Origin of the sequence: Halorussus gelatinilyticus (genome assembly GCF_023238445.1) — an archaeon.
Taxonomy (GTDB): domain Archaea; phylum Halobacteriota; class Halobacteria; order Halobacteriales; family Haladaptataceae; genus Halorussus; species Halorussus gelatinilyticus.
This window is the reverse complement of the sequence record NZ_CP096658.1, coordinates 1,978,405-2,000,458: the sequence shown is the minus strand read 5'-3', so window position 1 is coordinate 2,000,458 and position 22,054 is coordinate 1,978,405. Positions and strand designations below refer to the sequence as shown.

Annotated in this window: 22 protein-coding genes; 17 read left to right on the top strand and 5 right to left on the bottom strand. The window is 64.3% G+C overall.

Going from position 1 to position 22,054, the window contains the following annotated elements; translation table 11 throughout:
* The first annotated feature begins 85 nt into the window (after window positions 1-85).
* The 6 genes from M0R88_RS10325 to M0R88_RS10300 all read left to right on the top strand — a co-directional run bounded on the left by M0R88_RS10325 (window position 86) and on the right by M0R88_RS10300 (window position 7,225).
* Complete coding sequence (locus M0R88_RS10325) at window positions 86-1,150, top strand: hypothetical protein (RefSeq protein WP_248653430.1); 1,065 nt, start codon at window positions 86-88, stop codon at window positions 1,148-1,150.
* The gene (locus M0R88_RS10320; RefSeq protein ID WP_248653429.1) at window positions 1,147-2,214 is read left to right on the top strand and encodes a TraC-like domain-containing protein; all 1,068 of its coding nucleotides are present in this window, start codon (window positions 1,147-1,149) and stop codon (window positions 2,212-2,214) included. Before M0R88_RS10325 ends, M0R88_RS10320 begins: the two co-directional genes overlap by 4 nt.
* Window positions 2,215-2,589: 375 nt before the next feature.
* Window positions 2,590-4,125: a VirB4 family type IV secretion system protein gene (locus M0R88_RS10315; protein ID WP_248653428.1), complete on the top strand. Its 1,536-nt coding sequence runs from the start codon at window positions 2,590-2,592 to the stop codon at window positions 4,123-4,125.
* 112 nt (window positions 4,126-4,237) lie between these two features.
* Window positions 4,238-5,503: a Hint domain-containing protein gene (locus M0R88_RS10310; protein WP_248653427.1), complete on the top strand. Its 1,266-nt coding sequence runs from the start codon at window positions 4,238-4,240 to the stop codon at window positions 5,501-5,503.
* Window positions 5,504-5,700: 197 nt separating this feature from the next.
* Window positions 5,701-6,744: a hypothetical protein gene (locus tag M0R88_RS10305; protein ID WP_248653426.1), complete on the top strand. Its 1,044-nt coding sequence runs from the start codon at window positions 5,701-5,703 to the stop codon at window positions 6,742-6,744.
* Window positions 6,710-7,225, top strand: a complete 516-nt coding sequence (locus M0R88_RS10300; protein WP_438267208.1) for a DUF7261 family protein — start codon at window positions 6,710-6,712, stop codon at window positions 7,223-7,225. The genes M0R88_RS10305 and M0R88_RS10300 overlap by 35 nt, the downstream gene beginning before the upstream one ends.
* 90 nt (window positions 7,226-7,315) lie before the next feature.
* On the opposite strand, the gene M0R88_RS10295 is transcribed toward M0R88_RS10300, so the two are convergent.
* From M0R88_RS10295 to M0R88_RS10280, 4 genes are all read right to left on the bottom strand, one after another.
* Window positions 7,316-8,386: a TrmB family transcriptional regulator gene (locus tag M0R88_RS10295; RefSeq protein ID WP_248653424.1), complete on the bottom strand. Its 1,071-nt coding sequence runs from the start codon at window positions 8,384-8,386 to the stop codon at window positions 7,316-7,318.
* A gap of 93 nt (window positions 8,387-8,479) precedes the next feature.
* Window positions 8,480-8,662, bottom strand: a complete 183-nt coding sequence (locus M0R88_RS10290; protein ID WP_248653423.1) for a DUF7535 family protein — start codon at window positions 8,660-8,662, stop codon at window positions 8,480-8,482.
* A gap of 92 nt (window positions 8,663-8,754) precedes the next feature.
* Window positions 8,755-9,390 carry a DUF8054 family protein gene (locus M0R88_RS10285; protein WP_248653422.1) on the bottom strand — a complete coding sequence of 212 codons (636 nt, stop codon included), beginning with the start codon at window positions 9,388-9,390 and terminating at the stop codon, window positions 8,755-8,757.
* Window positions 9,387-10,166: a nucleotide-binding protein gene (locus M0R88_RS10280; protein WP_248653421.1), complete on the bottom strand. Its 780-nt coding sequence runs from the start codon at window positions 10,164-10,166 to the stop codon at window positions 9,387-9,389. Before M0R88_RS10280 ends, M0R88_RS10285 begins: the two co-directional genes overlap by 4 nt.
* Before the next feature lie 200 nt (window positions 10,167-10,366).
* On the opposite strand from M0R88_RS10280, the gene M0R88_RS10275 reads away from it, so the two are divergent.
* The 9 genes from M0R88_RS10275 (at window position 10,367) to M0R88_RS10235 (ending at window position 18,737) form a co-directional block, all read left to right on the top strand.
* Window positions 10,367-11,737, top strand: a complete 1,371-nt coding sequence (locus M0R88_RS10275) for an ABC transporter substrate-binding protein (RefSeq protein WP_248653420.1) — start codon at window positions 10,367-10,369, stop codon at window positions 11,735-11,737.
* A gap of 51 nt (window positions 11,738-11,788) precedes the next feature.
* Entirely contained in the window at window positions 11,789-12,619 is an 831-nt protein-coding gene (locus tag M0R88_RS10270) for a branched-chain amino acid ABC transporter permease (protein ID WP_248653419.1), read from the top strand.
* A gap of 3 nt (window positions 12,620-12,622) precedes the next feature.
* A complete protein-coding gene (locus tag M0R88_RS10265; protein ID WP_248653418.1) occupies window positions 12,623-13,849 on the top strand; it encodes a branched-chain amino acid ABC transporter permease in 1,227 nt (408 codons plus the stop codon).
* Window positions 13,839-14,633 carry an ABC transporter ATP-binding protein gene (locus tag M0R88_RS10260; protein WP_248653417.1) on the top strand — a complete coding sequence of 265 codons (795 nt, stop codon included), beginning with the start codon at window positions 13,839-13,841 and terminating at the stop codon, window positions 14,631-14,633. Before M0R88_RS10265 ends, M0R88_RS10260 begins: the two co-directional genes overlap by 11 nt.
* Window positions 14,634-14,791: 158 nt before the next feature.
* Window positions 14,792-15,469, top strand: a complete 678-nt coding sequence (locus M0R88_RS10255; protein ID WP_248656695.1) for an ABC transporter ATP-binding protein — start codon at window positions 14,792-14,794, stop codon at window positions 15,467-15,469.
* Between the two features lie 123 nt (window positions 15,470-15,592).
* A complete protein-coding gene (locus M0R88_RS10250; protein WP_248653416.1) occupies window positions 15,593-17,227 on the top strand; it encodes a long-chain-fatty-acid--CoA ligase in 1,635 nt (544 codons plus the stop codon).
* Entirely contained in the window at window positions 17,224-18,018 is a 795-nt protein-coding gene (locus tag M0R88_RS10245) for an enoyl-CoA hydratase/isomerase family protein (protein ID WP_248653415.1), read from the top strand. Before M0R88_RS10250 ends, M0R88_RS10245 begins: the two co-directional genes overlap by 4 nt.
* A 1-nt stretch (window position 18,019) precedes the next feature.
* Entirely contained in the window at window positions 18,020-18,460 is a 441-nt protein-coding gene (locus M0R88_RS10240) for a thioesterase family protein (RefSeq protein WP_248653414.1), read from the top strand.
* A 97-nt stretch (window positions 18,461-18,557) separates the two neighbouring features.
* Window positions 18,558-18,737, top strand: coding sequence for a hypothetical protein (locus M0R88_RS10235; RefSeq protein WP_248653413.1), 180 nt, complete (start codon window positions 18,558-18,560; stop codon window positions 18,735-18,737).
* 61 nt (window positions 18,738-18,798) lie between these two features.
* On the opposite strand, the gene M0R88_RS10230 is transcribed toward M0R88_RS10235, so the two are convergent.
* Complete coding sequence (locus M0R88_RS10230; protein ID WP_248653412.1) at window positions 18,799-19,860, bottom strand: zinc-dependent alcohol dehydrogenase family protein; 1,062 nt, start codon at window positions 19,858-19,860, stop codon at window positions 18,799-18,801.
* Between the two features lie 123 nt (window positions 19,861-19,983).
* Here M0R88_RS10230 and M0R88_RS10225 point away from each other — a divergent pair, with 123 nt between their 5' ends.
* Window positions 19,984-21,171, top strand: a complete 1,188-nt coding sequence (locus tag M0R88_RS10225; protein WP_248653411.1) for an acyl-CoA dehydrogenase family protein — start codon at window positions 19,984-19,986, stop codon at window positions 21,169-21,171.
* The gene (locus tag M0R88_RS10220; protein WP_248653410.1) at window positions 21,171-22,034 is read left to right on the top strand and encodes an alpha/beta fold hydrolase; all 864 of its coding nucleotides are present in this window, start codon (window positions 21,171-21,173) and stop codon (window positions 22,032-22,034) included. Before M0R88_RS10225 ends, M0R88_RS10220 begins: the two co-directional genes overlap by 1 nt.
* The last annotated feature ends 20 nt before the right edge of the window (window positions 22,035-22,054 follow it).

Below are 22,054 nucleotides of genomic sequence, written 5' to 3'. Positions count from 1 at the left end.
GATCTCGCAAGTTGCTGAGCAAGATAACTACAACTGCCAGATCTGTGGTTCGATTGTGTTACCGGAAGGAAATGTCGGCCACACGATGTATTTGCTCCACTCTGTACGGGACACCGCTAGCCTGAGTGACACTCATGATGTAAGCGATCATGTTACTATTTGCTGGGACTGCTTCGAGTGGCAACCCGTCGAGAAAGTCGAACAGAAAATCAGGAACGTCGAGCAACGACGGAATGCCGAACCCGGTCTTTCGACGCTCTACGCGAGAGCCCTTTTCCGAACACTCGTCGAGAAAGTTCGGCTCTTCAGCTACGCTGGACGAGTACTCTTCGTCCGGCGACTGACCATCGTCTTCAGCGTAGCCCTCCTATTCCTCGTAGTCACGACACTGCTCGCCACGTTAGTCGGTACGCTCTTCGTCTCCGTACAGACGGGCTTCCGCTGGTCAACGAGCGTACTGAGACTACTCCAAGGAGTAGGCACAATCCTCGTCGCCAACCCGTGGCTCATCGTCGGCGGACTCGCAACCGGCTACTTCGGCCACGTTACCGAGCGCGAGCGTGACTATCTCCGGGGCGTGCAACGCGAGCGGCGACGCGGCGGCGGTCGAGACCTCCCATCGTACGACGGGACGAACAGACCACGCTGGCACCTCCTCGCTGGCTTCGTCATTCTCGCCCTCCTCGGGACTCTCGACTGGGTCTTCCTGTCTCTCGGATTCCGCGATGGATCGCCAGTCGGTGCCGCCGTCTTGTGGCTCTGTGGGTCAGTCGGCGTTGCGTACGCTCTTCGACGGGCGCTCTACGAGGACCGCGACGCGGGTGGCTTTCCCGTCCGTCCAACGCCGTGGGTCTTCGCTTCGCGGACAGCACTCGCCTTTGGTCTCCTCGAACTCACCGTGATGCTCGTCGGCCGACCCGGTCTACTGCCACTTCCACGACCGCTCACGCAGGCAGGGTTCATACTCGTCCCACTCGTCGGCGGCCTGTACGTCCTCCGGCGGACGGTTGAGCGGCGTTGGGGATGGCGACTCCGCCTCCCGATTTCCCTGCTTCCAAGCCCTACTGTATCCACGAGAGACCGCCAGCGACGCGCGAGTGGTAACGACTCACCGACCGAACAGCAGACTGACAACGACCTTGAACAATGACACAGACAGACCCCCGACGACGAATTCTCGATAAGTTTGGTGCAGACGACGAAATCGCAGGCATCGACACGGACTACACGCTCGCCGACCTGAAGCTATTCATCCCCACAGTCGCGCTCGCGCTCATCTGCTTACTGAGTGGAGTTGCATCGGGTGGCATTCTTCCGATTCTCGGCGGTGCGTTTGGCGCAGTTATCATCCTCGCCGTAACGCTGACTCTCGTCGTCGTGACGCCACCCCATCGCACGCCACAGAACTGGTTCACGCAGATTCTCCAGTTTAAACGCCAGCCGAAGCTCCGGACACTCACGAACCGGAACCCCGAGGAGCGAACGGAGACCTTAATGCAAATCTCGAAATTCGACGCGGACGCTGGCGGCGTCAGGCGCGAGGATGGAACGCTCGTCGGCGGCGTCGTAGTCGAACCCGCAAACATGGCGCTGGCGACCGACGAAGAGTGGCACATCGCAGCCGATGCCCTCGGCCGTGCGCTGAACTCGCTCGGCTTCGACATCCAGATTCGCTCAACTGCACGCCAAGTCGATACGGCAGACCTCGTCGCAGGCTACGACCAGCGGTTAGACGATGCGGACGTGCGAGCGAACGACCAGCTTCGGAGCATCATCGAGGTCTATCGCCGACGACTCCCGAGTGAATTCCGACGGCGGGGAACCAGCGTCCGCGAGTACCAGATTCTCGTTCCAGTCTCGGTCCACGAAGTCCAACTCGCCGAGCGCGGAGCACTCGCACGACTCAAAACCGTGCCCTACATCGGCGGACTCCTCGCAGTCCTCGGTGCTGAGAGTACGCGTCTCTCCGAGAGCGAACTCGAACGCGCACAACACGACCTCCTCACCGAACGTCGTCAAGCCGTCGAGGACGCTATTCGTGGGCTTGATTCCTGTACGGCCGAACCCGTATCGGCCGCGACACTCGCAGATTGGGTCGAGGAGTCGTGGACTGGTCGCCGGACGCAGTACGACCCCGAGCCCGACCACGACCGCCTCCGAACGCGCCTCGTTACCTCTGGGTCGCAGGCTTCGGAGAACCACCGTACTCGCTAACCACCAATGTCACTCCTACAGACGTTCATCCAGTCGTTTCGTGGTACCGCCGTCGAACGCGAGCCAACGCAGTCCGCACTAGCAGAGACCGCTCATCACGCCCGACTCGTCGCACCGTCGAGCGTCAAGTTCGAGCCAGACGCAATCCGCTCGGGCGAGCGATGGGCGACGACGCTGTTCGTCCTCGACTGGCCGGAGTCCGCCGACCCCGGCCTCTTAGAGACCATCACGGCCCATCCGAGCGCGGACGTGGACCTGTCAATGCACGCTCGGCCCCGGGCGACCGAGGAGGGAATCACCGAGTTCGAGAACGCGATTCGCGACCTCGAAACGGTCCGCCTCGGCAAGGAAAAGAACGGTGACCCGTCCATCGACGTGACCGACCGGCGACTCCGTGACCATCGTGAGGTCCTCGGCCAGCTCACCGATGGGTCACAGTCGGTCTTCGACGTCACCGTCTACATCACGATTCGGGGCGACACCAAGAAGACGGTTGAGCGTGTCTGCCAGCGAATCCAGACTGAGCTAGCGAAACGCCAACTCACGACTCGGACCGTGGATTACGAGCAAGCCGCGGGACTGGTGAGCGCGAGCCCGCTTGCCAAGGACGAAATCGGGACGTCAATTCCGGACGCGAAGACGCCGATGCTCGGCGGCGCACTCGGTGCCTCCTTCCCGTTCTCGACGACGACCGTCATCGAGGAGACGGGCGTCCTCTACGGGTTCCACGCAACCACGGACGCACCAGTCATCGTCGACCGCTTCAAGCGGCCGAACGGATACAACATCCTTGCAGCCGCGAAAATCGGGTCGGGAAAGTCCGTGACAGCGAAGCTCTTGAACCTCCGCGAAATCGCAAACGACCCGGATACGATTCTTATCCTACTGGATCCACTCGACGGATTTCGCGGGCTCGCCGAGACCCTTTCTGCCGACCGAATCGTCGTCGGTGGGACGCGACGGCTGAATCCGCTCGCTATCGAGCCGACACCAGCGGCAGTCCTCGAAGCGACGGACGACCTCGACCCATTCAGCCAGCGGTTTTCGAGCGCGATGGGCTTTTTCGAGACGTACTTCGCACATCTCGATTCGAGTGGCAGCGGATTAGAGACGACCAGCCGCGCAGTTCTCAGTCGAGCACTCCAAGTCGCCTACGAGCGCCGCGGCATCACCCGCGACCCGGCGACACACGGAAATGAGGATACGACGGTCGGTGAGGTGTTCGATATATTGGGCGAGATGACCGAGGAGGCGACGCCGTTCCTCACGGACGAAGCGACGGCCGACCCCACGCCGAGAGAGCGCGAGAAATGGGAAGACGCGGCGGCCGACCTCCGAATCGGCCTTCGACCCTTCACCGGGCAGGGCGAGTACGCAAACCTCGGCGGGCAGTCCGATATCGATCTTCGTGACGAGAAGGTCACCTATCTCGACCTCCAGCAGGGCGAAGCAGACCACGAAATTGCGCTAATGATGCAGTTGCTCTTCGATGCAGTCTACGAACGCGCAAAGCAGTCCTCGAAGCGAGTGATTCTGGCTATCGACGAAGCGCACTACCTCCTCGAAAACGAGGGGTCGCTCGACTGGCTTGTGCGAGCGTATCGCCACTCGCGCCACCACGACCTGAGCGTCCATCTCATCACGCAGGAGTTGAGCGATTTCTTCGCTCACGAGAAAGCCGAGGTACTGGCCAAGGAATCCTCAATCAAGATTCTCCAGCGGCTTCCGGGACTCTCTGGGGACCACCGCCAGAAGCTCGGGCTGAACGAGCGCGAGGCAACCTTCCTGCGTGAAGCCAAGCCGGGGACACCTGAGCGGGGGTATAGTCACGCGCTCGTCTGTATCGAGGACGAAGGGCACTTCCCGGTGAAGGTGACGGGACTTCCCGAGGAGATGGAACTCGTAGACTAATCGGGACGTAGCTCACCCTCACTCGTTAATCCCTGAGTATCGAGCCAGATCTGACCTGAAGTAATTCGACTTGCGACTTCGAGATTTTATCGACGGGAAAGTCGTGACCCGTATGACTGAAGATGTCGAACGGCAACTGACGAAGCGTAATACCCAGCGAACGCCCGAGTCTTCGACTAAGAAAAAGAGGGCCTGTAAATTAGCTGGTGGTGGCTTTACCGCTGAGGCAGAGATTCTTACGACGACGGGGTTGACCACCGTCACCGACCTTTCGACAGGCCAGAAGGTCTATGCCCTCGATCCGATTTCTCGAATCATCAAACCGAAACCTGTCACGGCAGTTCGGACAGTGCCGTTCGACGGTCAACTCATCACTATTGAAGCACGACGGGTAGACATTCAGGTCGCTCCCGATCACCGAATACCATATCGAACGAAGTCGGATTCCAGAATACGATTCAAGCGAGCTGGGAACCTCAAGCAGAAAAGCTACTACAAATTCATCAATAGCTGGCAGTCACTCCCAAGAAAGCGTCTTGAAACAGTCGACATCACCGACTTCCTCGACGAGTACGAAATCTGTGTCTCCTACGATGGCCACGGGCATACGTTCCGGGCAGCGCTCCCGGACGGATGTGAGCCGATTCGGAACAACGGGCATACTGGCTACCACTTCGACGCTCAGACGTTCAAAGAGCATCAGTCGGTCATTGAAGCCCTCGCAGACGAGATCACGATTCGATCCGGACCGAATCACCATCGTCGGCCGTATCGATTCGACGGTGATGACTTCATTCAGTTCCTCGGCTGGTTCATCACCGAAGGTAGCGTGTACTGGTCAAGTAGTAGCGATACAGCACAAGTCAAGATCGCACAAGAAAACGAGAGGCATCGTCAGTCGATTGCGTCATTATTTGAGCGGATGCAGTTGGATTTCCACTCTAATGACCGCCGATTCGAGATGGGATCGAAAGTGTTCGGTAGGTTGCTCGAAAATCACTGTGGGGCAGGGAGTCATAATAAGCATCTTCCAGCATTCGTCTGGAATCTTTCTCAGAAGCAACAGCGATTACTCTTAGAAGTACTCATCGCAGGCGACGGAAACGACCGCCAGACCTACTATACAGCAAGTGAGCGCTTGGCGAATGATATTCTTCAGCTCTGTCTCGAACTCGGAATCAAACCTCGATACACCGTCCGAAAGGGTATCTGGCAGATTTACGTCCGAGAAGTAAACGACGGCTTTCAGTCCGCAGTACATCTAGGTAGAGAAGAAGCTACTCAAGATCTCTATCGGCTCACTGTTGAGGATTATAACGTCGTCATGGCTGGACGTAATGGGAAGTTCCAGTGGGTCGGTGTAAGCAACGTTGCCTGAAATAGATGGGAATAAATTGTCCTGTTTAACTCACCGAACGATAATTAATTTCGATGACTATGATGAATACAGTTCGCAGATCTTATAACCAAACATCATGTTATTCCATCTATAATTTAAATTCCTAAGTGAAGCAGCCACCCCCCACAAACGGTTGGAAAACCAAGGTTTGATTATTATGGTTCACATCAGCCTTGATGTTCGATACCTCCGAGGGGGAGGAGCGGTGGAAGCCAGATTGGGGGGAGAATCCAAATATGAATCGACGCAAATTATTGTCCGTCCTTGGCGCAGGAGCAACACTGACCAGTGTATCAACTGTTAGCGCAGACGCGCAGACGCTCGAATTCCAGCACGTTTGTGAGGATAATAGCGATTCGATCAAGTACCAGTTCGCAATCGACGGTGAAATCGTAGACCCCAGTCCAGACGACGAAGATGAAATCATAGACTCTGGCGAAGGCGGGAGAGGCTACGTCGCGCAAGGCGGCATCGATACGTGGGCATACAACGGGACGATACAAGAGGTTCGTGCGAACGCGCCGCTGGAAGTCCGGATGAATGGAGACGAAATCGTTCCAGCCGACTGTGACGCAGACGCTCCAGTCGTACACCGGCAAATCGAGCAGGATAGCGGCAATGGTGCACAGTCCACAACAAGTAGAAGCGTAGAGTCTGAAAGCGAAGCCGAAGAAGTAGAAGTGGGCGGCAGCGACGAATTCTGTCGATTCGACAATGGAATAAATATCAGGTCGCATAGTGAGCAACTTCAGTTCGAGCTCGCTACGACAAGTGGAGTTGAGAAACCGAATGGCCAGCGCGTCAGTTCTGTCTCTGGTAAGAACCCTATCGGCTATAGGTACGCTGGAAAGATTTCGTCATTCTCGATGCGTGGACGCGGTCGCGTCAGTATCGATCAACAAAAAGAATGCTCCGACAAGAAAGTAACAACAGGCGAATCGGCTGTTGGAGGCGGCGGCGAAGGGTTCTGTGAATTCAATCAAGAGTTCTCTGCATCAACAGAAGAAGGCCAGAAGGCGACAATCAAGTTCGGTGCCTCGCATAACATCCAGCTAAGTGAAGGGGGACAGCGAGTTCCCGCAGTGAAATTCACTATCCCTGCCGATAGTAATAAGCATTTCAAGTACGCCGGGTGGCTCACAGCCCTTTCGATCGACGGCAAAGTAGAGGTCCGTATTAGACAATCTGCGCCCTGCGCAGACCAATACGCTGAAAAATAAATCTCCAATCACTGTCGCGCTCGCGCCGGTCGTCGTCGCCTACCTGCAACTGGGCTACCACGCCGACGTGACCGCCAGCACGGAGTTCGACGCGCCCGACCGGAACGCCGAGCGACTCCTCTCGCGGGCGGTCCACGACGCCACGAGCGAGGCGACCGGCGAGTTCGCGTGGGACGAGCGCGCTGCGGCCGCGGCCGCAGTGCGCGACCACCTCCGGCCGCGACTCGACGCGCTCCGGTCCTCGCGCGTCGAGTCGGGAACCGTGTATCAGGTCGCGTACAACCGGACCGCGGCCGCGGCGTGGCGCGACGCGAACTGTCCGGGCGGACCGAACCGACAGTTCGGCGCGTGCGAATCCGACGGCGGCGTCGTCGTGCAGGAGCGCGCGGGCGGGACGCACGTGCTGGCGGTCGCCTTCGACGTGCGCGTGACGACCGACGACACGGAGCAGGCGCTGACGCTAGTTCTTCGGACTAGATAGCGTTCTGCTTTTGCGAGCAGTTTGTTTCAGCCCCACCGCGCTGGTCGCCGTCCCCGATAGAAGAGGAGATGAACTGACGAGCGAGCGCACTCACTCGATGTCCGTAATCACGACCCGCGTCGCCTCCACGTCCTCGATGATGGCGTCGAACCCGCCGACGGAGTGGGTCTCCTCGCCGGTGTCGACGGTGAGACGGGCGTCGGCAAACATGTTGAGGGGCGTCGCCGGTTCGCCCTCGTCGAACCCCGCGTAGTCGATGGAGAGAATCGTCCCCGAGACCTCGCACCGTCGGCCGCTGTCGACCCACGTCCCTTCGACGTCGGCGGTGAGCGTCCGGTCCTCGCGGACGAGCGGTTCCACGACGTGCAGGCAGTCCCGGAGCGCGCCGAACCGGAGCGGCGGTTCGTAGGGCGTGGCGATGTAGTGTTCCTCGGCCGCGTGCCGGAGGTTCATCATGTAGCTCCAGACCATGTTCTCGTGGGCGCTGTCGTCGATGTAGATGCCGTACTCGTCGTCGGTCGCGGGGTACCACGAGTAACAGGCTCGCTTGCGGTCGATGAGCGCGCCGAAGGGGTCCGACCGGAGCGGCCGTCGGAGGACCTGAGTGTGGGTGCAGAGCTCCGAGAAGTCGTACGCCGCGAGCGACTCGTCGTCGGCCACGTCGTAGAGCGTGAGGTCCACGAACACGTCGCGCTCGTGGGCGGCCACGAGCACGGGCCGGAGCGAATCGAGGTGGTCGGTCTTGCAGACGAGTTGGGCGTGGTCGGCCGCCCGGTCGAGTTCGTCGCGGGCTTTCTCGAAGACGGTCCGACCGCGCTGGACCAGACTGACCGTGTGTTCCTTGACCGCCGGCTGTTGCCACCGGTCGGTGATCTCCTCGGCGGCGGCTTCGAGTTCCGCGGCGCGCTCCCGGACGCGGTCGAGGGCGTCCTCGGGGTCTACCGCCTGCACGTAGAGCTTGTCCTGCTCGAACGTCGTGACGAACCCCTCCGACTCCAAGTCGCGGAGGATGTCGTAGACGCGAGGTTGCGGGACCGAACTGGCGTCGGCGACCTCTTGGGCGGCCATCGTCCCTCGCTCGACCACGGTGACGTAGGCGGCCGCCTGATACGGCGACAGCCCGTATCGTTCCAGCGTCTCGACGAGTTCGGGAGAGTCCATACCGGTTGCTTCCGTCGGCTGTCCAAATAACTTTCCTGCATGACGACGGTCGCCGAACCGCGAAACCGAACCGAGCGACCCGGCCCGCTCGGTTCAGCCGCCGTACGCTCCCCTTCGACCGTCGCTACCGCCGAACTTCACGGCGAGCCATAGCAGGGCGACGAACGGCAGGACCGGCAGCAGAATCAGCGCGACCCCCGCCGCGATGACGTAGCCGATCGCCCCCATCTGTCCGTTCGAGGTCTGGCCCTGCATCCGAGAGAGCTGATTGGTCATAACGTCGGTCCTACGGGTCCGTCGCTGAAAGCGGTTCTGGCGGGGTCGGTCGGCGGAGACCGTCGGCGAGTGGGTCGGCGAGTCGTCCGCTCCTACTCTAACTCCCCGTCCAAGCCCCACTCCTCGGCCCGTTCTCTGGCTTCCTCGCGGGCCTGCTCCCGAATCGCGTCGATCTTCGCCTCGTCGTCCAGAAACGCCTCGACGGCGCTCGGCGACGCACCGCTCGCGCCGGCCGAGTCGTCGTCCGCGCCGTCGCCAGCGTCCCCGTCGTCGTCCCGCGTCGGCGGAGCCACCTCCCGCGTCCGCTCGGCGAGGTCGGGGTCGCCCGCGAGTCGGTCGGCGACCTGTCCCGGCGAGACGCGGAGGTCCGACCGGTCGAGCGCCGCGAGGTCCGCGAGAATCGCCTCGGACTCCCGGAGCGCCACGTCGTAGGGGCCGGGGACCGCGAGGTCGGCCAGCGCCGCGGGACCGCCTCGGTCCGTGCCGGTGTGGTACGCGAAGCGGGGCACCCCGTCCTCGAAGGCGACCACGCCCGCGCCCTCCGCGTCCAGCAGGAGCGCGTCCTGCGGTTCGAGGACGGCGTAGCCCGTCAGTCGGCGGTCGAGCGCCGCGGAGAGCGGCGCGGTCGGGTCCGACTCGACCCGCGAGCGGACGAGCGTACCGTCGGGGAGGTCCGGGAGGTCGAGTCGGCCGGACCGGTCCGAATCGAGGGAACTGTCCGAGGTCATGGTGAGTCCGGGATGACGGCGCTCCGGAAGCGGTCGGCCACGGCGTCCGACTCGCCCGACCGCACGTCCAGCTTTCGGGCGGCCTCGCGGTAGGCGCGGGCCGCCTCGCTGTCGGGCGCGTGAGCCAGCAGCGGTTCGCCGGCGCGTCGGGCCGCGCGCGCGGCGTCGGCGTCGGGCACGTTCGCCAGCGTCGGGCCGTCGAAGTAGCGCTCGGTCTTCTCGGCGACTCCGGCGGCCGCCTCGGGGTCGTGGACCTTGTTGAAGACGACGCCCGCGGTGCCGGTGCCGTACGAGTGGGCGTACTCCTGTACTTTCAGGCCGTCGCTGAGCGCGGGAATCGTCGGCTGGAGGACGACGACCACGCGGTCGGCCAGCACGACGGGCAGGACCGCGCTCTTCGAGCCGAGCGCGGCGGGCGAGTCCAGCAGGAGGACGTCGGTGTCGGCGGCGAGTTCGGCGACCACCTCGCGGAGTCGGTCGGGGTCGGCGTCCTCGAACGCCGCGAGGCTGGTGCCGCAGGGGACGACCGACATGCCGAACCGGTCGTACACCGCGTCGGCGACGGTCACGTCCGGGTCGCGGTCGGCGACCAGCAGGTCGTGGAGCGTCGTGTCGGCGTCGGTCAGGCCGGTGTGAAACAGCAGGTTGGCCATCCCGGTGTCGGCGTCCACGACGGTGACGTCGTACTCGTCGGCCAGCGCCATCCCGAGCGCCACCGTGGTCGTGGTCTTGCCGGTCCCGCCCTTGCCACTCGCGACTGCGAACGCCTCGACCATCGAATCGGGGTTGTGCCCGATGTGTGAAAAAGCTGTACGTGTCACGCGCACCGAGCGACCGGCGAATCGCGTCGCTGGAGACGCGAGCGAACGCCGCTTCGATGGGTGTCGTCGCCGTCGAAGCGCGGAGACCGGTGAATGGACCGTGATATCATCCCACACATTTATATCGGTCGTTATGGAAGTTGTCACCCGGAACGATGCTTAACGATGGTAACGCAAACTCAGATGGGGGCGGAAATGGAAGGAAACTCGCTTGCGAGCAAAACAATGATAAAATAAGCGAGGTCGATTCGGTCTTCGACAGGCGACGATTCCTGCAGGTCGCCGGAACCGGCGTCGCAGCGACCTCGCTCGCCGGGTGTACGGGGAGTACGAAGTCGGGCGAGGCATCTCAGCAGCTTCAGGGACCGATAAAGATCGGCGTCCTCGCGCCCGAACCGGGGAACAACCCGATCGGCGCGTCGATAGCGAACTCGGCGAAACTCGCGGCGAAGCAACTCAACGACGGCGGCGGCGTTCTCGGCGCGAACGTCGAAGTCTCGGTGAAGGATACGAAGGAGGACCCGGCGACGGGCCAGCGCAAGTATCAGGAACTGACCGTCGGCCAGCAGGTCGATCTGACGACGGGCGTGTTCACCAGCGAGGTGATGCTGAACCTGATGTCGAGCATCGCTCAACAGCGGACGCTCCACCTGAACACCGGAGCGGCGAGCCCCGAAACGTCCCGGAAGGTCGCGCAGGACTACGAGCGGTTCAAGTACTACTTCCGGACCGGACCGGTCAACTCCCACTACCTCGGCCAGAACATGGTGGACTTCGCGACGGCTAACTTCGAGTCGATGGGGTGGGACTCGGTCGCCGTCCTCGCCGAGGACTACACGTGGACCGAACCCATCTCAGAGGCGCTCAACGGTGCGCTGGGCGAGGCGGGCATCGACGTGCCGGTCAACAAGCGCTACGCCAGCGGGACGGAGAACTTCTCGCCCATCTACGACGAGGTGGCGAACGCGGGCGTCGATGCGGCCTACGTCGTCATGGCACACACGGGAACGTCGGCGGTGGTCCAGTGGGCCAAACAGCAGCGGCCGTTCGGCTTCGGCGGCATCCACGTGCCGATGCAACTCCCCTCGTACTACGGGTCGGTCAACGGCGCGTGCCGGTACGCCGTGACTCAGAACTCCGCGACGCCGAACAGCGAGATAACCAAGAAGACTGTGCCGTACGCGAACGCCTATCAGAAGGCCTACGGCAAGTATCCGGTCTACACCGGCTACATCACCTTCGACGCCGTCAAGATGTACGCGAAGGCGGTGAAGCAGGCCGGGAGTACGGAGTCCGACCAGGTCGTCCCCGAACTGGAGAACATGTCGTACACGGGAACGACGGCCGAGGCCCTCGAGTACTACGGCAAGGACCACCGGTACCCCCACGACGTGAAGTACGGCAAGAAGCACGCGTGGCCGGTCTGGCTCCAGTGGCGGAAGAGCGGCGAGTCGGGCAACCAAGAGGTCATCTGGCCGGAGAATCTCGCGACCGAGCAGTACCAGTCGCCGCCGTGGGTCAACTGACCCGCTCCCCCAACCATGGTAGATATTCTCACTACGGCAGTCAACGCCGTCATGATCAGTGCGTTGTACGCCCTCGTCGCCATCGGCTTCACGCTCATCTTCGGCGTCGGCGGCGTCCTGAACCTCGCACACGGTGCGACTCTGACCATCGGGGCGTTCACTGCGTACTACGCCACCAGCGCGATGGGACTCGGCATCTGGCTCGGGACGCTCGCGGCGCTCGTCGTCGCCGGCCTGTTCAGCGCGGTGCTCTACCTCGGCATGATTCGCTGGGTGCAGGACGAGCCGATAATGGTGATGATACTGACGCTGGTAGCTTCTATCGCCATCGAGCAGTACTTCGTCGTCACCGTCGGCACCCAGCCGAAGGCGATTCCCTCGCTTCTTCCGGGACAGTTGACGGTCGCCGGACTCACCGTCCAGACGAATCAGGCGCTGACGTTCGTGCTCTCGTGGCTCCTCATCGGCGGGCTACTCCTCGCGGTGAACTACACCCAGACCGGGAAGGCCATCCTCGCGACGAGCATGAGCACGAAGGGAGCGGCGCTGGTCGGCATCGAGAGCGACCGCATGTACCTGTACACGTGGTTGCTCGCGGGCGCGCTCGCGGGTATCGCCGGGGTCTTCCTCGGGTCGTACCGGACGGCGAGCTACACGATGGGCCGCGGACCGCTCGTCCTCTCGTTCTCCATCGTCGTGCTCGGCGGTATCGGCTCCATCCGGGGGAGCGTCCTCGGCGCGTACCTCATCGGCTTCCTCGAAGTGTTCGTAGTCTCGTACGTGGACTCCAGTCTGAGCGGTCTGGCGTCGCTGGTCGTTCTGGTCGTCGTCCTGTTAGTGAAGCCCGAGGGACTGTTCGGCCGCGAACTCGCGGAGGCCTGACCAATGTCCGAAGACGTCACCACCGAGACGGACACCTACCGCGACCTGCTCGACCCGACCTCGCTCGCGCTCCGCCACCAGCTCGGCATCCTCGGCGTAGTGATGCTGGGCCTCCTCCCGCTCGGCGTCGATCGGTTGATGGTCCTGAAGCTCACCGGCGCGCTGTACTTCGCGGTGTTCGCCATGAGCTGGGACGCCGTTTCGGGGTACACGGGCCAGATAAGCTTCGGCCACGGGTTGTTCTTCACCGTCGGGGGCTACTCGTCGGCCCTGCTCAACCTCCGACTGGGCGTCGATCCGGCGCTCGCGGTGGTCGTCGGGACGGTGTTGGCGGCCGTCGCCGGCGTCGTCGTCGGGGTGCCCGCGCTGCGGCTGGAGGGGCCGTATCTCTCGCTGGTCACCCTCGTCGCACCGCTCATCCTGCTACAGATATTCGTCGTGTTCAGCGACACGTTCGGCGGAGAACTCGGGCTGTCGAGCCCCGAAGCGCTGCTCACGTTCGAACGCTTCGAGACGGTGATCACCGCCAACTACTATCTGGCGTTCGGGCTGTTCGTGTTCGTCCTCCTGCTCCTGCTCGCGGTGACGCGCTCGGACGCCGGGGCGGTGTTCACCGCCATCCGCGAGGACGAGGAGGCGGTCGCCGCGGCGGGTCTCAATCCGGCCAAGTTCAAGATATTCGCGTTCGTGTTGAGCGCCGCGGTCGGCGGCCTCGGGGGCGCGATGTTCGTCCACACGCCCTCCGTCGGAAGCCCGCAACCGAGTCAGTTGCTCGTGCTCACCGTCAGCATCGAGGTGATAATCGCGAGCGTGCTCGGTGGCATGGGAACTATCGTCGGGCCGGCGGTCGGCGGCCTGTTCTACTACATGCTCCGCGACTACATCAGCGGCGTCAAGTGGACGGTGCCGGTGCTGAACGCACCGGTCTCGGACCTCGACCTGTTTCTGTTCTCGCTAATCACGCTCGCGCTCCTGTTCTTCCTCCCCGGCGGAATCGTCCGGTGGGTGATTCGGAACGGGCAACGAGCGTTACACCGGAGCGGGCGGCGCGGCGACCGCGTCGCTCCGGACGGGGGAACCGAACCGCTCGAAGGGACGCTCGGCGCGTACCGGGAGGCGTTCGAGCACCTGACCGACCCGAGGCGGCGGTCGGACGACCGGCAACCGACGACGAACGGTCCGCGGCGCGCGGACGAGACTCGAACCGAGGAGACCGACGATGAGCACTGAACGTTCCACCGACGACGCGACGATGACGGCGGAATCGTACGGGCCCGACGACGGTATCCTGGTGCTGGACGGCCTGAAAAAGCAGTTCGGCGGACTGACCGCGGTGGACGACCTCTCGTTCGCGGTCGCGGAGGGCGAGATACTCGGGTTCATCGGCCCGAACGGTGCCGGGAAGTCCACGACGTTCAACTGCGTGACGGGGACCTACCCGCCGACGGAGGGAACGGTGTGGTACCGGGGCGAGGACGTGACCGGCGAACCGGCCTACGAGATGGTCGAGCGAGGGATGGCCCGGACGTTCCAGTCGTTCCGACCGCTGGAGGACCGCTCTATCGTCCGGAACGTCGCGCTCGCGCTCATCCCCGACAAAATCGCGTCGCTCTCGGGGCTCCGAGGCGAGACGCGGCGACGCGCGACCGAAATCTGCGAGCGGGTCGGACTGGGCGACCGCCTCGACCAGTTCCCGGACGAACTGCCCCACGCGGGCCTGCTTCGACTCGAACTCGGTCGGGCGCTCGCGACCGGTCCGGACCTGCTGCTCGTGGACGAACCGTTCGCCGGCCTCTCCAACCAGGAGGTCGCGGAGATATCAGAACTGCTGGAGTCGCTCCGGGACGACGGCATCACGCTGGTCGTCGTGGACCACAACATGCGAGGGCTCCTCTCGCTCATCGACCGCGGAGTCGTCATCCAGTTCGGGTCGAAGATAGCCGAGGGCCGCCCCGAGGAGCTGAAAGCCGACGAGCAGGTCCAAGAGGCCTACTTGGGGGGTGAGACGGTGTGAGCGCGGATTCCGACGCGGAGACCGGTGACGCGGACGGCGACGACGCCGCGTCCGCCTCGGACGCGGCGTCGGGACGGGACACGGCGTCGAGACGAAACGAGGCATCCGGGCGGGATGCGGCGTCGGGGCGAGACGAGGCGGTCCTCCGCGCCGAGGACCTGCGCGTCTCGTACGGGCAGGTGGCTGCGCTTCGCGGTCTCGACTTCCGCGTCGAGGGCGGCGAAATCGTCGCCGTCATCGGCCCGAACGGCGCGGGGAAGTCCACGCTCGCCGACGCCGTCTCCGGGCATCGCCCCTACGAGGGGAGTGTCACGTACCGGGGACGAGAGGTCGCGGAGACGAGCGCGAGCGACCTCGTCGCCGAGGGACTGATTCACTGCACGGAGACGCGCGACCTGTTCGGCTACATGAGCGTGGCCGACAACCTCGACCTCGGGGCGTACCGCCACCGCGACGACGTCGAGGAGCGCCGGGAGTTCGTCTACGACCTGTTCCCGACGCTCGAAGAGCGCGCCGAGCAGAACGCCCGGACGATGAGCGGCGGCGAACAGCAGATGCTCGCCATCGGTCGCGCGCTGATGAGCGACCCCGACCTCCTGTTGCTGGACGAGCCGACGCTCGGTCTCGCGCCCGTCATTCTGGAGGACATCAGTGACGGCATCGAGGAGATACGAGACGCCGGCGTGACCGTCGTGCTGTGCGAGCAGAACGTCACGTTCGCGATGGACCACGCCGACCGGGTCTACCTCCTCGAAAACGGCCGGTTCGAGCGGGAGGGGACGCCCGACACGCTCCGCGGGGACGAGTACATCCGCGACGCGTACCTCGGCGGGTAGCTCCCTTCCACCGTAAGGGTTCCGGACGATATGACTACGACTGTTAGAGAATACCGCACTCAGTAGAAAAATTGGTTCTGGCGAGGGTAACTCTTTAGAGGTTGAAATACGATACCCAACTACATGGCAAACCTTGCCACGAACATTCAATCGGTCGCGGCGGAGCAACCGGACGCGGTCGCGCTCTCCTTCCGAGGACGGGACGTAACCTACGGCGAGTTCTGGGCGCGAACCGGCCAGTTCGCCGCGGGACTGGACGACCGAGGCATCGGCGAGGGCGACCGCGTCGCGGTGTACCTGCCGAACGTCCCTCAGTTCGTAACCGCGTTCCACGGGACGCTCCGGGCGGGCGGCGTCGTCGTGCCGATGAACCCCCAGTACAAATCCCGAGAGATCGCCCACCTGCTGTCCGACAGCGGCGCGCGCGCCGTCGTGACGCTCTCGGACCTCGTGCCGTTCGTCGAGGAGGTCCGCGACGACACCGACCTCGAACACGTCGTCACCGTCGGCGAGGCGGCCGAAGCGGGAACCGACTTCGAGGCGTTCCTCGGCGACGACCACGAGCCGACCCTCGCGGACAGCGCCGACGATTCCGGGGTCGCGGACAGCGCCGAGAATCCCGCGGTCGTGGACCGCGCCGACGACGACGTCGCAGTCCAACCGTACACCAGCGGGACGACGGGGCAACCGAAGGGCGTGCAGTTGACCCACCGGAATCTCGCGTCGAACGCCGAGACGGCGGCGGACCTCGTGCCCGAGGGCATCCGGACCAACGACAAGCAACTGGGCGTCCTCCCGCTGTTCCACATCTACGGCATGACGGTGGTGATGAACGCGACGCTGTTCAACGGCGGCGAGTACTACCCGCTCCCCGAGTGGGACGCCCAAGAGGCCGTCTCGCTGGTCGAGGACGAGGGCCTCACGCTGATGCACGGCGTCCCGGCGATGTACAACGACGTCATCAACCAACCGAACGCCGAGGAGTTCGACCTCTCGTCGCTCCGCCTCGCCGGCGTAGGCGGGTCCGGTATCCCCGTCGAAGTCCTCCGGCAGTTCGAGGACCTGTACGACGTGAAGATATACGAGGGGTACGGGCTGACCGAGACCAGTCCGGTGACTCACTTCAACAGCCCGAAACAGGGTCGCCGGGTCGGCAGCATCGGGAAGACGCTTCCCGGCGTCGAGGCGAAAATCGTGGACGACGACTTCGAGGAACGCCCGCCGGTCGAGAAGGGCCCCGTAGACGAGGAGGAGACCGACCTCGACGGCGTCACGGGCGAACTCGTCGTCGCCGGGCCGAACGTGATGAAGGGGTACGCCGGCCTGCCCGAGGCCAACGAGTCGGCGTTCACCGAGCGCGACGGGACGCGGTGGTTCCACACCGGCGACCTCGGCTACTGGGACGAGGACGGCTTCTTCTACGTCGTGGACCGCAAGAAGCACATGATAAACACCGCCGGCTACAACGTGTATCCGCGCGAGGTCGAGGAGTTGCTCTTCGAACACGAGGCGGTCGCGGACGCCGCCGTGGTCGGGATTCCGGACGACCGCCGGGGCGAGACGGTGAAGGCGTTCGTGGTGCCGGTTCCGGACGCCGACGTGACCCCCGACGAGATACGGCAGTTCTGTCTGGACAGGCTCGCCGAGTACAAGCACCCCCGCGAGGTCGAGTTCGTCGAAGAGCTTCCGCGGACGACCACCGGCAAGGTCCAGAAGTTCGAACTCCGGGAGCGCGAGACGACGGAGGGGACCGAGTGACCGGGGAGTCGGTCGCTCTCGACATCGCCGACGGCGTTGCGACCGTCACCCTGAGCGAACCGGACCGGCGCAACGCGCTCTCGACCGAGATGTCGGCCGAGGTGCGCGACGCGCTGGCCGACATCGCCGAGAGCGACGCCCGGTGCGTCGCCGTCGAGGGTGCGGGCGAGGCGTTCTCGGCGGGCGGGGACATCGCCGCGATGCGCGAGCGGTTCGAGTCCGACGAGTCGCTCGACGAGCAGGTCCGGCGACTCGAACGGACGACGAGCGAGACCGTCGCCCGCCTCGCCACCTTCCCGCTCCCCACGGTCGCGAAGATAGACGGTGCGGCGTTCGGGGCGGGCGCGAACCTCGCCATCGCCTGCGACGTGCAACTCGCCAGCGACGACGCCTCGGTCGGGTTCGGCTTCCGGCAGGTCGGTCTCTCCATCGACGCCGGGACCTCCTACTTGCTCCCGCGAATCGTCGGCGAGAACGTCGCCAAGGAACTGGTGTTCACGGGCGAACTCGTCGGTGCCGAACGGGCGCTCGACCTCGGACTGGTCAACCGCGTCTACCCGGCCGAGGAATTCGACGAGCGGGCCGACCAATTCGTCGACCGCGTCGCGACCGGCCCGACGGTGGCGCTCCGCCACGCCAAGCGCCTGCTCGGCGAGGGCCTCGACAAGTCGGTCCAGCGCGCGATGACCGACGAGGCGACCGCTCAGGGCATCGTCTTCGAGACCGACGATCACGAAGAGGGCGTGCGGGCCTTCCTCGAGGACCGAGAACCCAAATTCGAGGGGCGGTGACGTGGCCGACGACACCGACGACCCGCTCTCGGCGGTCGGCGAGGGACTCGCACACGAATCGACGTGGGAGGCCGGGCAGATGGAACCCCAGACGGTCGCCGAGGGCGTCGAAGTCGCCGCCACGCCGGAGATAATCGGCTTCATGGAGCAGACCGTCTACGACGGCGTGGTTCCGAAACTCCCCGAGGGCCACCGCATCGTCGGCGTTCGAATCGAGTGCGACCACCTCGCGCCGACGCCCGCGGGCGAGGCGGTCGCGGTCGCTATCGAGGTCGAGGAGGTGGACGCCGAGAGCGGTCAGATAACCTCCAGCGCGACGGTGGAGGACCGCGGGGGCGTCGCGGCCGAGGGCCGGATGCGCCACGCGGTCGTGAACCGCGAGGCGTTCGCCGAGCGAGTTCGCGGGCGTCTCGACGCGACGCGGAACGCCGACGCGGAGTAACACCGACGAACCCTTCTCGGAGACGCGGGAGAAGTTAACCGTCCGCTATCCGGGTGGCGGGAAAACGACTTACTGCGTTCGTCACCTCCGTTCGGACGTGACCGACGACTGCACCTACTGCGGGAGCGACGTGTCCGAACACGACGCGCTGTTCGTGGCGGAACAGCGAGGCGACGAGCGTGAACCGACGGGGCAGTTCTGTAACTACGCCTGCCTGTCCGCGCACATCGACGAGGAAAACCTCGTCGAGGGGACGTGTTGCAGAATCGATATCTGAGCGACGCATCTCCCTGCTCGAGGGACGGAGTCGGTACTTCTGTCCTCACCGTCTCCGATGCTCAGAACTCGTCCACGACCGGGATGCCCATCGTCTCGTAGTCGCTCATCGCGGCGAGGCGGTCGGGCACGTCGTCGAGCGTCACCGTCTCGGAGACGACGGCGCTGGGGTCGAGGCTCCCCGTTTCGACCATCCGGAATATCTCGTCGTAGCGCGGGGGTTGCATTCCGAACGACCCGAGGAAATCTATCTCCTTCATCACCATCGCGTCGGTCGGGAGGGTCACGCTCCCCCGTTCGTCCTGCGTCGTGAGACCGATTTGGACGTGCTGGCCCCGACGACGGAGACAACTCACGGAGTTGCGGCAGGTCTCGGCGATGCCGAGCGCGTCTACCGAAACGTGCGCGCCGCCGTCGGTGATACCGGCGATAGCGCGAGGGACGTTCTCGGTCTCGGACGCGTTCACGGTCTCGACCGCCCCCAACTCCTCGGCCTTCGACAGCTTCTCGTCGGCCAGATCGACCGCCACGACGTTCGCGCCGACGGCGTCGGCGACGTGGACCGCCGAGAGGCCGACGCCGCCACAGCCGTGGACCGCGACCCAGTCGCCCGCGGTCACGTCCGCCCGGTGAACGAGCGCGTGGAACGCCGTGACGAACCGACAGCCGAGACCCGCCATCGCGACCGGCGAGACGGCGTCGGGGAGCCTGACGGCGTTCTGGTCGGCGACCGGGACGTGGACTTCCTCGGCGAACGCGCCCGGCGCGGCCTCCGCGAGACCCAGCGGCACGACGTTCTCGCAGACGTTCGCGTGTCCGTTGCGGCACGTCGGACAGGTGCCGTCGCTGAGGTTGAACGGGACGGCGACGCTGTCGCCCTCGCTGAGGCGGGTCACGTCCTCGCCGACCGCCACGACGGTCCCGGCCGGTTCGTGGCCGAGAATCTGTCCTCTCGGCGGCTTCGCGCCGATCCAGTCCCAGTCGCCCTGCCACGCGTGCCAGTCGCTGCGACAGATGCCGCAGGCTTCGGTCTCGATGACTACCCCGTCCGGGTCGGGGTCGGGGCGTTCGACGGTCTCGATTTCGAGGGGTTCGCCGTATTCACGCAAGACTGCGGCTCGCATACCGAGTCGGTGAACGTTCGCGAACATAAATCTGTGCCCGGATGTACGCGAATGAGGCAATTTTCGTTAACAGTAGTTCCCGCACCACCCAAGATACTTTTTATTGGAAGGATATATCCCGGTATGGCATTTCGCTTGTCAGACGAGCAGCGTGCGATACGCGAGGCCGTTCGCGAGTTCGGCGAGGAGGAGATTCGACCGGTCGCCCGAGAGCACGACGAGGAGAAGAAGTACCCAGCCGACCTCGTTCAGAAGGCGGCGGACCTCGACTTCGTGGCCCCGTCCATCCCGGTGGAGTACGGCGGCGCGGGGATGGACACGTTGTCGGCCATCATCGTCACCGAGGAACTCTGGCGGGCCGACCCCGGCATCGGGAGCGCCATCGGGAGCCGCGGGTTCGGCTCGAACATGATTCGGAAGTACGGCGACGAGTGGATGAAAGACGAGTGGCTGACCCGCATCGCGTCGGGCGAGTCGGCGTGCTGTAGCTGCATCTCCGAACCCGCCCACGGCTCGAACGTCGCGGGCATCGAGACGCGGGCGGAGAAGAGCGAGGCGCAAAGCGCCTCGAACCGGAGCGGTGCAACCGCGGAGGAAGACGGCGACGAGTACGTGATAAACGGCAACAAGATGTGGATAACCAACGGCACCGTCGCCGACGTAGCGGTCGTGATGACCAAGACCTCGCCCGACGAGGGCCACCGCGGCATCACCGCGTTCCTCGTCCCGACCGACGCGGAGGGCTTCCGGACCGAGAAGATAGACAACAAACTCGGCATCCGGGCCTCCGACCTCGCGGAGGTCGTCCTCGACGACGTGCGCGTCCCCGAGGAGAACGTCATCGGCGAAGTAGACAAGGGGTTCTACCAGTTGATGGACTTCTTCGCCAGCGGGCGAACCAGCGTCGCGGCCCAAGCCGTCGGAACCGCGCAGGCCGCGCTCGACGCGGCGCTCGACTACGCCGACGAGCGCGAGCAGTTCGGCCAGAAGATCGGCGACTTTCAGGCAATCGAGCACAAGCTCGCGGAGATGGCGACCAACGTCGAGGCGGCCCGGTCGCTCGCCTACCGGGCGGCGTCGTACGTCGAGGGCGGCGACGACCAGATGGCGACCCAGTTCGCGAGCATGGCCAAACTGTTCGCCAGCGAACACGCCGTGGACGTGGCCGACGAGGCGATTCAGGTCCACGGCGGGGCCGGGTTCGTCACCGACCACCCCGTCGAGCGCTACTACCGCGACGCCCGCATCACGAAGATATACGAGGGGACCAGCGAGATTCAGAAGAACATCATCGCCGACAACCTCCAGTGATGCCGGGACACGAGGAGTGGAGCGACCGACAGGGGACGGCGACCGTGACCGTGGACGGTCACGAGTTGGAGGTGGCGTACTATAGCGACGGTGAATCCAACGACGACGAACCGCCGGTCGTCTTCGTCCACGGCATCCCGACGTGGTCGTTCCTCTGGCGCGATATCGCTCCCGAAATCGCCGAGGACCGGCGCGTAATCGCGCCCGACCTGCTCGGCTACGGCAACTCCGCGATGGCCGACGGGTTCGACCGGTCCATCCGTGCACAGGAAGCGATGCTCGACGCCCTGCTCGACCGCCTCGGCGTCGAGACCGTCGCGCTGGTGGCCCACGACATCGGCGGCGGGGTCGCGCTCCGGTACGCGAGTCACGAGCCGGACGTCGTGGACCAGTTGGTCCTCTCGAACGCGGTCTGCTACGACTCGTGGCCGGTCGAGTTCGTCAACGACCTGGGACTCCCCTCCGCGGCTGAGGAGACGACCGACGAGGAACTCGACGCCAAACTCGACTTCGCGTTCGCCGACGGCCTCTACGACGACGAGGGCCACGAGGAGTTCGTGGCCGGGATGAAAGCGCCGTGGCAGACCGAGGCGGGGAAACTGTCGCTCTCGCGGAACGCGGTGGCGACCAACACCAACCACACCACGGAACTCGACTACGGAGCCATCACCGCCGAGACGCTGTTGCTGTGGGGCGGCGACGACGTGCTCCAACCGGTCTCGTACGCCGAACGACTCGAAGACGACCTGCAGGACGCGGAGTTGTCCACGCTGGACCGGGCCTATCACTGGGTGGTCGAGGACCGCACGGAGGCGTACCGCGACCGACTCGAGTCGTTCCTGAGCGAAGGGGAAGCGTCATAAACCGCTCGCGGGAAGCCAAG

Excerpts from the sequence above, each read along its gene's own strand:
- M0R88_RS10295 (WP_248653424.1), bottom strand. The coding sequence starts at position 8,386 with ATGGACTCTCCCGAACTCGTCGAGACGCTGGAACGATACGGGCTGTCG.
- M0R88_RS10325 (WP_248653430.1), top strand. The coding sequence starts at position 86 with ATGTATTTGCTCCACTCTGTACGGGACACCGCTAGCCTGAGTGACACT.
- M0R88_RS10260 (WP_248653417.1), top strand. The coding sequence starts at position 13,839 with ATGAGCACTGAACGTTCCACCGACGACGCGACGATGACGGCGGAATCG.
- M0R88_RS10270 (WP_248653419.1), top strand. The coding sequence starts at position 11,789 with ATGATCAGTGCGTTGTACGCCCTCGTCGCCATCGGCTTCACGCTCATC.
- M0R88_RS10310 (WP_248653427.1), top strand. The coding sequence starts at position 4,238 with ATGACTGAAGATGTCGAACGGCAACTGACGAAGCGTAATACCCAGCGA.
- M0R88_RS10290 (WP_248653423.1), bottom strand. The coding sequence starts at position 8,662 with ATGACCAATCAGCTCTCTCGGATGCAGGGCCAGACCTCGAACGGACAG.
- M0R88_RS10285 (WP_248653422.1), bottom strand. The coding sequence starts at position 9,390 with ATGACCTCGGACAGTTCCCTCGATTCGGACCGGTCCGGCCGACTCGAC.
- M0R88_RS10230 (WP_248653412.1), bottom strand. The coding sequence starts at position 19,860 with ATGCGAGCCGCAGTCTTGCGTGAATACGGCGAACCCCTCGAAATCGAG.
- M0R88_RS10305 (WP_248653426.1), top strand. The coding sequence starts at position 5,701 with ATGTTCGATACCTCCGAGGGGGAGGAGCGGTGGAAGCCAGATTGGGGG.
- M0R88_RS10275 (WP_248653420.1), top strand. The coding sequence starts at position 10,367 with ATGCTTAACGATGGTAACGCAAACTCAGATGGGGGCGGAAATGGAAGG.
- M0R88_RS10220 (WP_248653410.1), top strand. The coding sequence starts at position 21,171 with ATGCCGGGACACGAGGAGTGGAGCGACCGACAGGGGACGGCGACCGTG.
- M0R88_RS10225 (WP_248653411.1), top strand. The coding sequence starts at position 19,984 with ATGGCATTTCGCTTGTCAGACGAGCAGCGTGCGATACGCGAGGCCGTT.
- M0R88_RS10320 (WP_248653429.1), top strand. The coding sequence starts at position 1,147 with ATGACACAGACAGACCCCCGACGACGAATTCTCGATAAGTTTGGTGCA.
- M0R88_RS10280 (WP_248653421.1), bottom strand. The coding sequence starts at position 10,166 with ATGGTCGAGGCGTTCGCAGTCGCGAGTGGCAAGGGCGGGACCGGCAAG.
- M0R88_RS10265 (WP_248653418.1), top strand. The coding sequence starts at position 12,623 with ATGTCCGAAGACGTCACCACCGAGACGGACACCTACCGCGACCTGCTC.
- M0R88_RS10250 (WP_248653416.1), top strand. The coding sequence starts at position 15,593 with ATGGCAAACCTTGCCACGAACATTCAATCGGTCGCGGCGGAGCAACCG.